The following is a 12,874-nucleotide window of genomic DNA, read 5'->3' as shown; positions in this document are numbered from 1 at the left end:
AGGTGGTGAAATAATGGGATCTCTAAAGGACATTGATTCAAGAATCAAGTCGACGAAAAAGATGAATCAAATTACCAAAGCGATGAACATGGTTGCAAGTTCGAAGCTGAATAAAGCACAACGTAATGCAAACGGGTTCAAACCTTATATGGACAAATTGCAAAATGCGATTACAGCAGTTGCAGGTCAAACGACTTCCAATCATCCGATGTTGAAGAAACGCCCAGTTAAGAAACGCGGCTACTTAGTGATTTCAAGTGACCGTGGTTTAGCAGGCGCGTACAATGCGAATATTTTGAGAAAAGTAGTTCAAGATATTCAAGAACGCGGTGAAGGGCCTGAAGACTATAAATTGATTGTCTTAGGTAAAGTAGGTATCGACTTCTTCAAGAACAGAAGTTATGATGTTGATTTTGCGTTGCCGGATGTACCGGATCAACCGTCATTCAAAGCAATTTCTTCTGTAACGAAAAAAGCCATTGATTTATACAGCGATGGCGATATTGATGAATTGAACATTTACTATAATAAATTCGTCAACGTTCTTGAAAACAAGCCAACTGCAAAAAGAGTATTACCATTAACTAAAGAAGATACAAGTTCAGGTCATGGACAAATGTCTTCATACGAATTCGAACCAGATAAAGAGTCAATTTTAAATATTATTTTGCCGCAATATGTAGAAAGCTTAATTTACGGCTCAATTCTAAATGCGAAAGCCAGCGAGCACGCATCTAGAATGACAGCAATGAAAAATGCTTCTGATAACGCGAGCGATCTTATTGATGACTTATCATTAGAATATAACCGAGCACGTCAAGCAGCAATCACACAACAAATTACTGAGATTGTCGGTGGCGCAACAGCTCTTGAATAGTATATTAAAGGAGGAAAATAGAATGGGTGTAGGCCGCGTAACACAAATCATGGGTCCAGTTATTGATGTAAGATTTAATCATGATGAACTGCCTAAGATTAATAACGCTTTAGTGCTAGATGTACCTAAAAAAGACGGCACGACTGAATCTCTTACATTAGAAGTAGCACTTGAATTAGGCGATGACGTAGTAAGAACAATCGCTATGGACTCTACAGACGGAATTAAACGTGGTGACGACGTTAAAGACACTGGCCGTCCAATCAGTGTCCCTGTCGGTGAAGATACATTAGGAAGAGTATTTAACGTTTTAGGTGACGCAATCGATAACGATGGTCCAATTCCTGAATCAGTTCCACGCGAACCGATTCACAGACAACCACCACCATTTGATGAATTATCAACTAAAGTAGAAATTCTTGAAACAGGTATTAAAGTAGTAGACTTATTAGCACCATATATCAAAGGTGGTAAAGTAGGTTTATTCGGTGGTGCCGGAGTTGGTAAAACAGTATTAATCCAAGAATTAATCAACAACATCGCTCAAGAACACGGCGGTATTTCAGTATTCGCAGGTGTAGGTGAACGTACACGTGAAGGTAACGACTTGTACTTTGAAATGAGCGACAGTGGTGTAATCAAGAGAACAGCAATGGTATTCGGACAAATGAACGAACCGCCTGGTGCACGTATGCGTGTAGCATTATCAGGTTTAACAATGGCTGAATACTTCCGTGATGTTAAAGGACAAGACGTTCTTTTATTCATTGATAACATCTTCCGCTTTACACAAGCAGGTTCTGAGGTATCAGCATTGCTTGGCCGTATGCCATCAGCCGTTGGTTACCAACCGACATTGGCAACAGAAATGGGTCAATTACAAGAACGTATCACATCTACATTGAAAGGTTCTATCACGTCAATCCAAGCAGTATTCGTACCTGCCGATGACTATACTGACCCTGCGCCAGCAACAGCATTCGCTCACTTAGATTCAACAACTAACTTAGAGCGTAAATTAACAGAAATGGGTATCTACCCAGCCGTGGATCCATTAGCATCTACTTCTCGTGCGCTTGAACCAACTATCGTTGGACAAGAACACTATGATGTTGCACGTCGCGTACAAGCAACACTACAAAAATATAGAGAATTACAAGATATCATCGCAATCCTAGGTATGGATGAATTATCTGATGAAGATAAGAGCACAGTTGAACGCGCTAGACGTATTCAATTCTTCTTATCACAAAACTTCCACGTAGCTGAACAATTCACTGGTCAAAAAGGTTCTTATGTTCCAGTTAAACGTACTGTTGAAGACTTCAAAGATATTCTTGAAGGCAGATATGACCACATCCCTGAAGATGCATTCCGTTTAGTAGGAAGCATGGATGATGTATTAGAAAAAGCAAAAGACATGGGTGTTGAAGTTTAATATTAGGAGGTAAAGTTTAATGAACACAATGAACGTTAATATTGTTACTCCTAATGGTTCTGTTTATAACCAAGATAATGTTGAAATTGCTATTCTGCAGACAGTTGGAGGCGACATCGGTGTAATGTATGGGCACATTCCGACTGTAACAGCTATCAAAACTGGTTATGTTAAGGTACATTATACAGATGGGATTGAATTCATTGCGGTCAGTGATGGTTTCGTTGAAATCAGACAAGAAAGTACATCAATAATTGTACAAACAGCAGAAAAAGCTGCGGATATTGATGTCAAACGTGCAAGATCGGCTAAAGAACGAGCAGAATCACATTTGAATAACAATGACGAAGATACTGACATTAACAGAGCAGAACGAGCTTTAGAGCGTGCGGAAAACCGCATTAAAGTTTCTGAAATGGAAGAATGACAACCATTTATCATAGGATATATCTCAAAACGAGATATATCCTATTTTTTAATGTTCAAAATTCGGGTAAACATATAAATGAACACTGTACCAAATTATTGAAGATTTGATGTTGATTGTATGATTTTTAATAGATTTAATGTACAATATGAGACAGTAAACAATTGAGGAGACGACTAGACTAATGGAATATTTAGGACATTTTGCGATAGCGCATTTAATCATGCATGTGTTATGCATTTGTGCAGCTTATTGGGCATTGAATGCGATCAGGTTAGAGCAATTCTTTAAGAAAGGCTATCCTGTTCAAGTTCAGGTACTGATGATATTTATCGCAATCTTAATCGGTACAGGAGTCAGTAATTTTATAATTGATTTACTGCAATTCTCAACACAAATCAAATATATTGGAAGCTAATCGTTTGAGTGTAATTCGAATGTTATTCCATATATAATAATAGAAGAGATAAGAACTAATTTGAATTGAAGATGTTTAGGAGTAAAAAGTGGAGGAGTAGTAATGAATAGAGATAGAATGATTATTAAAGGTGGCAACCGCCTTGTAGGTGAAGTACAAGTTGAAGGAGCTAAAAATGCGGTTCTGCCGATACTTACGGCATCACTCTTAGCTTCAAAAGGAACAAGTACATTACATAATGTTCCGGAGTTAAGCGATGTAGAAACAATTAATAATGTATTATCAACATTAAATGCAGAGATTGCTTACCATAAGGACAGCAACAGTGTCACAGTAGATGCGACAAAACAACTTAACTATGAAGCACCGTATGAGTATGTAAGTAAAATGCGTGCCAGCATTTTAGTGATGGGGCCTTTACTAGCAAGATTAGGTCATGCAAAAGTTGCTTTGCCTGGCGGATGTTCGATTGGAAGCAGACCTATCGAGCAGCATATTAAAGGATTCGAAGCTCTAGGCGCAAAAATCCATTTAGAAAACGGATTTGTATTTGCGGAAACTTCAAATGGTTTAACAGGTGCAGATATTCATTTAGATTTCCCAAGTGTCGGCGCAACTCAAAACATTATCATGGCTGCTTCATTGGCAAAAGGTAAGTCAGTTATTGAAAACGTAGCCCGCGAACCAGAAATTGTAGATTTAGCTAACTACATTAATGAAATGGGCGGCAATGTCACAGGTGCAGGTACAGATACGATTACGATTCATGGTGTAGAAGCCTTGCACGGTGTTGAACATTCTATCATTCCTGACCGTATTGAAGCTGGTACGTTATTAGTAGCAGGCGCAATCACAAGAGGGGATGTCCTTGTTAAAGGTGCGATCAGAGAGCACATGACAAGTTTATTATATAAATTAGAAGAAATGGGCGTTCATTTAGAGTATCACGAAAATGCGATTCGTGTTACAGCTGAAGGCGAATTGAAACCGGTAGATGTTAAAACATTACCGCACCCAGGCTTCCCTACAGATATGCAGTCGCAAATCATGGCATTGCTTCTTACTGCAGAAGGCCATAAAGTGATTACTGAAACAGTATTTGAGAACCGCTTTATGCACGTAGCAGAGTTCAAACGTATGAATGCACAAATTACAGTAGAAGGCCGCAATGCTAAAATTACAGGCAAAAGCCATTTACAAGGCGCACAAGTTAAAGCAACAGATTTACGTGCCGCTGCAGCATTAATTTTAGCCGGACTTGTGGCAGAAGGTACTACTGAAGTTTCAGAATTAAAACATTTAGATAGAGGCTACGTTAATTTTAACGGCAAACTTAAAGCATTAGGTGCTGATATCGAACGTGTAAGCAAATAATTAAGCAAGGGGAAGAATGATGATTAAGCAATGGAGCAGTAAATTGATGCGTTTGCCTATGGGATATCATATTTTGATTGTGCTCATACTGATGGTATGTATGTTTATCATCGGCATGTGTATCGGTTTTCTGCTCAATCATCAAAATCCGCTTAAACTATTCGATTACCAAACCTGGTATCATTTCAAGCAAATTTTTGGAGGTTAACATAATGGAAACAATTTTTGACTATAATCAAATCAAGGAAATCATCCCGCATCGCCAACCTTTTTTATTAATCGATAAAGTGGTGGAGTATGAAGAAGGACAACGATGCGTAGCTATCAAACAAGTTTCTGGGAACGAACCATTCTTCCAAGGCCATTTCCCTGAATATGCGGTAATGCCAGGTGTGTTGATTACTGAAGCATTAGCACAAACAGGTGCAGTTGCAATCTTGAACAGCGAACAAAACAAAGGAAAAATTGCTTTATTTGCAGGTATTGATAAATGCCGCTTTAAAAAGCAAGTTGTGCCGGGTGATACATTGCAGCTTGAAGTTGAAATTACAAAAATGCGCGGACCTATCGGTAAAGGTACGGCAAAAGCTACAGTAGACGGTCAATTAGCATGCAGTTGTGAATTGACTTTCGCAATTCAAGACGTATAAAAAATCAAAATAAACGCTCCCTTTATTACAGACTTTCAGAGTTTGTAGTAAAGGGAGCATTTTTAATTTTGAATTACTTTATCTTTTTTCATCTTTTAAACGCGGTTTAGATTGCATCATTCGATTGAAGGTAGTTTTCAGTTCTTCTCCTGAAAATCCCTCGTCGACGAGTTGTGCTAATAAGTTTTCAGCATAGACTTGTCTTAATGTATAGACGTGGCAATCAAAAATAATAGACATACGTTCATTATCATACAATGATATGTTTTTGATGGTCGCATCGAACAATGCCGGATCATTCGAAGGACGTGTAATAACAACACGGATATCTAATAATGTTTCATCATCCATATATTCTTTCATAATGTCATAATGATTGCTGGAGATTACAATTTCCAACAACCAGCCAGTGCCGCTTTGTTCTTTATTGATTATAACGCCATCATATAATTCATATTCTATTACACCGCCATTTTCAGTGACGATTTGGAATCTGACTGCTTTAAATGTTTTCAATTGAAGTCACTCCAATCTTTTTAAAATTCTGCGAATTCGTTTATTCTTCCTCTAGTATAGCGTAAATTATGAAAATATTTGAGAGATACCTTAAAAAATGAGTATAAACAGTATATAATTTTTCATTATTTTCGTTTTGACGGTAAGCCCGAATCTGAATAAGATATTAACAAGGAGGTGAACAAATGATCAATAAGATAGTAATTGTAGGAAGATTAACTAAGCAGCCTCAGATTATCGCAAAGGAGGAATCAGACATTGTATACTTCAACGTTGCTACTGAAAGAAATTATAACTATCAAGGTAAAAATCAACAATCTGTAGACTACATTAATTGTAAAGCATTTGGCAAAACTGCCCGAAATATTGCCAGCTATACAACTAAAGGTACGCTTGTAGGAATTACCGGCTACATGCATTCCTACAAATATGAGAAAGACCAGCAAACGCATTTCGGTATGGAGCTGGTTGTGGAAACTATCAAATTTATCTCAACGCCGAATGATGCCGCTAATCATTCAATCATGGAAGAGAATGAAGCAAGCCCGTGTTTCGATTCAATTCATGCTTAAATGAACAGCCATTCTTATTAAATCCAAAAAGTTAACTGCCAAATTCCCTAATCTTAAATAGCAACAAAATTTTTTAGCATGATATTGCCAAATCATATCCTGTTCAAACTATCATGCTGTCCTCTCATTAAAAACATTCATTATGATGTTAGAACTATCCTTCTTTCTATTATAGGAAGTTTCCTATAACTCATCCCAAAACTCTATTTATATAAATTCTATTAAGTCCAACAGCATAGCTTTGCATAAAAGATGCTTGGATTTGCTCCACTTCAAATTTTGTACTTTCAACTTAATCCATATCAACTCTTTAAAATTAATACTCACAATAGCCCTGTATAATTTACTTTATGCAGGGTTCTTTTACATAAACCGAGGTATTACCTTAAAATAAGTATCAAAAACTCAGTATATTTAACGTAATATTTATGTCATTTAAGAGTAATATAGAGGTTTAATTGTCTGAAAGATTACATGTATATTACATGATAAAATGATGAAAATCAAAAGATAATGTGGTATGACAAGTCTTTTGAGAGATAGTAAGATATCTAACTATTTTATTTTAATGTAATTTACACGTAAAAATAAGCCTGTTTTTTTTATTTGTCTGTAACCTACACCCTGATTTCAGATGTTATAGTTGTAATTGCAAATTGATGATATTAATCACACGAAAAAAACACTTACCTTATAGGAGGATTTTTAGAAATGAAAAAATTATTAGTAGCTTCATCAGCAACAGCAGCATTATTCGCAGTAGGAGTAGGAGCAAACGCTCATGCATCTGAACAAGGAAATGCAGATCAAGCACAATTAGCAGAAACAGCTTTAAACAATCCTGAACAATTAAATGAAAGCCCTGTACAAGAAGGCGCTTATAATATTAGCTTTGAATATAACGGTTTAGACTTCAACTTCAACTCAGACGGTACTTACTGGACTTGGAGTTACGGTCAAGCAGGCGGTAACGCACCAGCAGCTCAAACTACAACTCAAGCAGCTCCAGCAGCACAAGAAGCTCCTGCAGCTGAACAAGCAGCACCACAAGCTCAAACAGCAACTCAACAAGCACCAGCACAACAAGCTGCTCCACAACAACAAGCACCAGCACAACAAGCAGCACCTCAACAACAAGCAAGCTCTGGTTCATCAGTTGGTTTAAATGATCACTTACGTGCAATTGCACAACGTGAATCAGGTGGCGACATCCACGCTATCAACCCTTCATCAGGTGCAGCAGGTAAATTCCAATTCTTACAATCAACTTGGGATTCAGTAGCACCAGCTGAATGGGTAGGTAAATCACCAGCATCAGCTCCAGAATCAGTACAAGATGCAGCAGCTGTTAAATTATATGACGGTGGCGCAGGTGCATCTCACTGGGTTACTGCATAATTCAAACGAATTATTAATAATGATATAGAACGATAAATCAAGGTAGGTTATCTCCGATAGGCGAGGTAATCTGCCTTTTTGTAATATAGATGTAATATATGAAACGAAATATATATATGGTTGTAACCCACCTGAATTGAAAGAATGATAGTATAAAGATAAGAAATTAATCTTATTAAACAAACACCTTATGGGAGGACATATATTACATGAAGAAATTACTAGTAGCATCAACAGCGGTGACAGCTGCTGCAGCAGTATTAGCAACAGGATTCCAAGCAAATGACGTACAAGCAAAATCATCTACACCGGCTGAACATGCGAAAAAAGTAAAAGAAGCAGAAAAGTTTTTAAATGAAAAAGGTGAATACACTGTAGTTAAAGGTGACACTTTAAATAAAATCGCTAAAAAATTCGATGTTGAAGTTAAAGATTTAAAAAAATGGAACAAGAAAAAATCTGATCTTATCTTAGTTGATGAAAGCTTAAAAGTAAAAGAACCTAAGAAAACAGCTACAACTCAAACAGCTGTTCAATCTGAAGGCAACTACAACTATAATACACAAACAGTATCATATAATAATTACACTGAAGCGCAATCTAATAATGCGCCTGAACAATCATACAATGCACCGCAACAATCTTATAGTGCACCTCAAGTTTCTTACAGCCAACCAACATACCATGGCGGCGGTTCTGTAAGATTAGCAAACGGTAACACTGCGGGTGCTCAAGGTTCTTACGCAGCAAGCCAAATGGCAGCACGTACTGGCGTATCAGCATCAGTTTGGGAACAAATCATTGCACGTGAATCAAATGGTCAAGTTAATGCATACAACCCATCAGGTGCTTCAGGTTTATTCCAAACAATGCCAGGTTGGGGTTCAACTTCAAGTGTTGACGATCAAATCAACTCAGCAGTTAGAGCATACAATGCACAAGGTTTAGGTGCTTGGGGCTTCTAATACTTCAATCATAATATTGAAATTAATTTCATAGAATATATAAAGCCGGGACAATCGTCTCGGCTTTTTTCGTGAATCATAAATATTGCAACGATGGAGCTGCTTTGATATGTTTAGTTTGTAAAGACAAATTTAATAAAACTGCTGGGGGCGCCGTAAAGGCTGAGATAGTAATACTAGACCCTTAAAACCTGATTTGGTTAATACCAACGTAGGAAAGTAGTGGCCATATAAAAGAACGCTATAATTCTAAAAGTATGAACTGCTTTTCTGTCTCAGGAAAGCAGTTTTTTTATGGAGGAATTAAAAGTGACATTTGCTGAAACATTAGAAAGAGATGCACAACCCATTATTGATGAAATCTATCACGATGGTTTCATTCAAGATTTACTGAAAGCACAAATAGATAAAGAAGCGCTTAGACAATATCTAAGAGCAGATGCATCTTATTTAAGAGAGTTTGCTAATATCTATGCTTTATTAATTCCAAAAATGCCTGACTTAGAAAATGTACGCTTCTTAGTCGAACAAATTCAATTCATCGTCAATGGTGAAGTGGAAGCACATGAGTTTATGGCAGAGTATGTCGGAGAACCTTATAAAGAAATAGTACAAGAGAAGGTTTGGCCGCCAAGCGGAGACCACTATATTAAACATATGTATTACAACGTTTATGCACATGAAAATGCGGCATATGCGATTGCGGCTATGGCACCTTGTCCTTACGTCTACGCAGAAGTTGCCAAACGTGCAATGCAAGATGCTTCGCTAAACAAAGATTCTGTTTTAGCAAAATGGTTTGAATTTTATCAAACTGAGATGGATCCGTTAATCGATGTTTTGAATCAGCTGATGAATACATTGACACAAAACATGACAGAACACGAAAAACAAGAAGTCAGAGATAACTATCTTCAAAGTACAGTCCATGAACGCAACTTCTTTAACATGGCCTATACAAGCGAAAAATGGAAATTTGGAGGAACAAGAGTATGAATAAACCAAAAATAGCATTAACAATTGCGGGTACTGACCCGACAGGCGGCGGAGGTGTCATGGCAGACTTGAAATCATTTCATGCATGCGGCGTATACGGAATGGCAGCTATTACAAGTATCGTGGCACAAAATACTAAAGGCGTTCAGCATATTCATAACTTAGACATTACTTGGCTTAAAGAACAACTCGACAGTGTCTTTGATGATGAGTTGCCGCAAGCGATTAAAACAGGGATGATTGCGACCAAAGAAATGATGGAATTAATCCGCAGCTTTTTAGAGCAGCATCCTGACATTCCATATGTTATTGATCCGGTAATGCTGGCAAAAAGCGGAGACGCTTTAATGGATGACAAAGGCAAACATGCACTGCAAAGTATTTTATTGCCGCTGGCAGATGTTGCGACACCGAATTTGCCTGAAGCAGAAGAAATTGTCGGCTTCAAACTAGACAATGAAGAAGCAATTAAAAAAGCAGGAAAAGTCTTTATTGAAGATATCGGATGCAAAGGTGTTGTGATTAAAGGCGGACATATTGAAAATGATGCAATCGCAAAAGATTATCTATTCACCAAAGAAGGATTAGAGGTCTTTGAAAGCGAACGCTATGATACGAAGCATACACATGGTACAGGCTGCACATTCTCAGCAGTTATCGCAGCAGAATTAGCAAAAGGAAAATCTATTTACGATGCTGTGAAAAAAGCCAAAGACTTTATTGCTTTAAGTATTAAATATACACCTGAAATCGGCCAAGGCAGAGGTCCTGTGAACCATTTTGCTTATATGAAGAAAGTAGGTTTAGATGATGAGTAACATTTTAGATAGAATCAGATCAGAACATCCATTAGTGATTTGCTTTACAAATGATGTCGTTAAGAACTTTACCGCAAATGGTCTGCTGAGCTTAGGAGCGAGTCCTGCTATGAGTGAAGCACCGCAAGAAGCCAAAGATTTTTATCCGCATGCAGGTGCGGTATTGATTAATATTGGAACACTGACGAAAGATACAGAACATGCTATGTTATCAGTAGGCAAAATTGCGAATGAAACAAACACACCTTTAGTCTTTGACCCGGTCGCAGTCGGCGCATCACAATACAGAAAAAATTTCTGCAAATATTTCTTGCAAAAGATTCGCCCTACAGTCATTAAAGGCAATGCTTCAGAAATTTTAACTTTAATTGATGAAACGACTACAATGAAAGGGACAGACAGTGACGAAAGTTTAGATGTAGTCAGCATTGCTGAGAAAGCACATGAACAGTACAAAACAGCGATTGTGTTAACAGGCGAAACAGATGTTATTGCACATAACAACAAAGTAATAAAACTCAATAACGGTTCACGCTTTTTAACACAAATTACGGGTGCAGGCTGCTTGTTAGGTGCTGTGGTAGGCGCATTCTTATTCAGAAATGAAAATCCTGACATTGATGATTTGGCAGAAGCGGTTTCTGTATATAATGTTGCGGCAGAACGTGCAGAACAATTGAGCGAAACGAAAGGGCCAGGTACTTTCTTAGTTCAATTTATTGATGCGTTATATCGTATTGATCATGATGCGGTGGTTCAAAACAGCAAAGTACAAGAGGTGCAATAAGATGTTTCAACCTGAAGATTTAAAAGTTTACTTTATTTGCGGGACACAAGATGTGCCTGAAGGCAAAACGATTGAAGAAGTACTTAAAGCAGCTTTAGAAGGCGGTATTACTTTATTCCAATTCAGAGAAAAAGGACCAAATGCGAAAACAGGAGAAGAAAAAACAGCGTTAGCACGCAAGCTTCAAGCATTATGTCATGACTATGATGTACCGTTTATTGTCAATGATGATGTAGTATTAGCCGAAGCTATTGATGCAGATGGTATTCACGTTGGGCAAGATGATGCTTCTGTTGCTTCGTTTAAAAATCAATTCAATGGTAAAATTATCGGTTTAAGTGTAGGGAACGAAGCAGAATTAGCACAATCAGATTTGACTGATATCGATTATATCGGTGTCGGACCTATCTTTAAAACAGGTTCAAAAGCAGATGCTAGTGCTCCAGTCGGTACAGAAATGATTGAAATTCTGCATAAGGCTACAAAAGGTGTGCCGATTGTTGCGATAGGCGGAATTTCGATGGAGAATGCTGCTCAAGTTGCCAAAACACATGCACAAGGTGTTTCTGTGATTTCTGCCATTGCACAAAGTTCAGATATTCAAGCAACCGTCCAAAATTTCTTACAATATTTTAAATAATGCTGTTAATTTTATGTTTTTGTTTTCTACACCTCATAGAATGTGATAAAATTATTTTTATGTGAATAATACCAATAGAGGTGGAAAAATGAATAAAAAAGCATTATTGCCTTTGCTACTTGGGGTTATGGTGTTTCTTGCAGGGTGTGATTATTCTAAACCTGAGAACAGAACAGGTTTCTTCTATAATACATTTGTAAAAAACATGGATAACGTTATCCACTGGCTAGGCTCTAGTTTCAATAACGATTATGGATTAGCGATTATCGTCTTAGTTTTAGCAATCCGTATTATCGTTCTGCCATTCATGCTTTCTAACTATAAGAATAGTCATTTAATGCGTGAAAAAATGATTATCGCAAAACCAGATATGGATGCAGTAAAAGAAAAAGTTAAACGTGCACGTACACAAGAAGATAAAATGGCTGCTAACCAAGAAATGATGGAAGTTTATAAAAAATACGACATGAATCCAATGCAAAGTATGCTTGGATGTTTGCCGATGTTGATCCAAATGCCGGTCATCATGGGATTATTCTTCGTATTGAAATATCCGTCACCGGGCGGAATTACAGAACATCCGGATTTCTTATGGTTCAACTTAGCTAAACCAGATATTTGGATTACAATTATTGCCGGCGTGCTTTATTTCTTACAAGCTTATGTTTCAACATTCAGTATGCCGCCTGAACAAAAACAAATGAGTTACATGATGATGATTATTTCACCGATTATGATCGTTTGGGTTTCATTAAGTTCAGCTTCGGCATTAGGTTTATACTGGTCAGTCAGTGCCGCATTCTTGATTGTTCAAACATATGTCGCAAATGCGTACTACTCTAAGAAAGCAAAAGAAGAAGTTGCACCTATGATTAGAGCGTATGAAGAGAAATACGGCAAAGATGGAAAAGGCAAAAACAAAGGCGCACAAGTAATAGGCAAGAAAAACAAAAAGAAAAAGTAATATGAATTGAGAAAATCAGTTGCGATTCGCAGCT

At 37.4% G+C, this 12,874-nt stretch carries 16 protein-coding genes and 1 riboswitch; of the genes, 15 read left to right on the top strand and 1 reads right to left on the bottom strand.

The window, feature by feature from the left end; all coding sequences use genetic code 11:
- The first annotated feature begins 13 nt into the window (after positions 1–13).
- From atpG to fabZ, 7 genes are all read left to right on the top strand, one after another.
- Positions 14–877, top strand: coding sequence for an ATP synthase F1 subunit gamma (gene atpG / locus C7N65_RS09945; RefSeq protein ID WP_105994326.1), 864 nt, complete (start codon positions 14–16; stop codon positions 875–877).
- A 22-nt stretch (positions 878–899) separates the two neighbouring features.
- The gene (atpD, locus tag C7N65_RS09940) at positions 900–2,315 is read left to right on the top strand and encodes a F0F1 ATP synthase subunit beta (RefSeq protein ID WP_105994325.1); all 1,416 of its coding nucleotides are present in this window, start codon (positions 900–902) and stop codon (positions 2,313–2,315) included.
- A gap of 19 nt (positions 2,316–2,334) precedes the next feature.
- A complete protein-coding gene (locus C7N65_RS09935) occupies positions 2,335–2,742 on the top strand; it encodes a F0F1 ATP synthase subunit epsilon (protein WP_105994324.1) in 408 nt (135 codons plus the stop codon).
- A gap of 184 nt (positions 2,743–2,926) precedes the next feature.
- On the top strand, positions 2,927–3,160 hold the full coding sequence (locus C7N65_RS09930) for a DUF1146 family protein (RefSeq protein WP_105994323.1): 234 nt from the start codon (positions 2,927–2,929) through the stop codon (positions 3,158–3,160).
- Positions 3,161–3,262: 102 nt separating this feature from the next.
- Entirely contained in the window at positions 3,263–4,534 is a 1,272-nt protein-coding gene (murA, locus tag C7N65_RS09925) for a UDP-N-acetylglucosamine 1-carboxyvinyltransferase (RefSeq protein ID WP_105994322.1), read from the top strand.
- A 19-nt stretch (positions 4,535–4,553) separates the two neighbouring features.
- Positions 4,554–4,742 carry a DNA-directed RNA polymerase subunit beta gene (locus C7N65_RS09920; protein WP_158698117.1) on the top strand — a complete coding sequence of 63 codons (189 nt, stop codon included), beginning with the start codon at positions 4,554–4,556 and terminating at the stop codon, positions 4,740–4,742.
- A gap of 4 nt (positions 4,743–4,746) precedes the next feature.
- A complete protein-coding gene (fabZ, locus tag C7N65_RS09915) occupies positions 4,747–5,184 on the top strand; it encodes a 3-hydroxyacyl-ACP dehydratase FabZ (protein ID WP_105994320.1) in 438 nt (145 codons plus the stop codon).
- 78 nt (positions 5,185–5,262) lie between these two features.
- On the opposite strand, the gene C7N65_RS09910 is transcribed toward fabZ, so the two are convergent.
- Positions 5,263–5,700: a YwpF family protein gene (locus C7N65_RS09910; protein WP_105994319.1), complete on the bottom strand. Its 438-nt coding sequence runs from the start codon at positions 5,698–5,700 to the stop codon at positions 5,263–5,265.
- A gap of 185 nt (positions 5,701–5,885) precedes the next feature.
- On the opposite strand from C7N65_RS09910, the gene C7N65_RS09905 reads away from it, so the two are divergent.
- From C7N65_RS09905 to yidC, 8 genes are all read left to right on the top strand, one after another.
- Positions 5,886–6,272: a single-stranded DNA-binding protein gene (locus tag C7N65_RS09905; protein WP_105994318.1), complete on the top strand. Its 387-nt coding sequence runs from the start codon at positions 5,886–5,888 to the stop codon at positions 6,270–6,272.
- Positions 6,273–6,983: 711 nt separating this feature from the next.
- Positions 6,984–7,670 (top strand): transglycosylase family protein, encoded by a 687-nt coding sequence (locus C7N65_RS09900; protein ID WP_105994317.1) that lies wholly within the window; start codon positions 6,984–6,986, stop codon positions 7,668–7,670.
- 209 nt (positions 7,671–7,879) lie between these two features.
- The gene (locus tag C7N65_RS12855) at positions 7,880–8,635 is read left to right on the top strand and encodes a LysM peptidoglycan-binding domain-containing protein (protein WP_105994316.1); all 756 of its coding nucleotides are present in this window, start codon (positions 7,880–7,882) and stop codon (positions 8,633–8,635) included.
- 136 nt (positions 8,636–8,771) lie between these two features.
- A riboswitch (TPP riboswitch) is annotated at positions 8,772–8,870 on the top strand.
- 59 nt (positions 8,871–8,929) lie between these two features.
- Positions 8,930–9,631, top strand: a complete 702-nt coding sequence (gene tenA / locus C7N65_RS09890; RefSeq protein ID WP_415918796.1) for a thiaminase II — start codon at positions 8,930–8,932, stop codon at positions 9,629–9,631.
- A complete protein-coding gene (thiD, locus tag C7N65_RS09885) occupies positions 9,628–10,449 on the top strand; it encodes a bifunctional hydroxymethylpyrimidine kinase/phosphomethylpyrimidine kinase (RefSeq protein WP_105994314.1) in 822 nt (273 codons plus the stop codon). Before tenA ends, thiD begins: the two co-directional genes overlap by 4 nt.
- The gene (gene thiM, locus C7N65_RS09880) at positions 10,442–11,236 is read left to right on the top strand and encodes a hydroxyethylthiazole kinase (protein WP_105994313.1); all 795 of its coding nucleotides are present in this window, start codon (positions 10,442–10,444) and stop codon (positions 11,234–11,236) included. Before thiD ends, thiM begins: the two co-directional genes overlap by 8 nt.
- Before the next feature lies 1 nt (position 11,237).
- On the top strand, positions 11,238–11,876 hold the full coding sequence (thiE, locus tag C7N65_RS09875) for a thiamine phosphate synthase (protein WP_105994312.1): 639 nt from the start codon (positions 11,238–11,240) through the stop codon (positions 11,874–11,876).
- An 88-nt stretch (positions 11,877–11,964) separates the two neighbouring features.
- A complete protein-coding gene (gene yidC, locus C7N65_RS09870; protein WP_105994311.1) occupies positions 11,965–12,840 on the top strand; it encodes a membrane protein insertase YidC in 876 nt (291 codons plus the stop codon).
- Positions 12,841–12,874 lie beyond the last annotated feature (34 nt).

Origin of the sequence: Staphylococcus simulans, assembly GCF_002994445.1 — a bacterium.
Classification (GTDB): domain Bacteria; phylum Bacillota; class Bacilli; order Staphylococcales; family Staphylococcaceae; genus Staphylococcus; species Staphylococcus simulans_B.
This window is presented reverse-complemented; position numbering and strand designations above follow the sequence as displayed.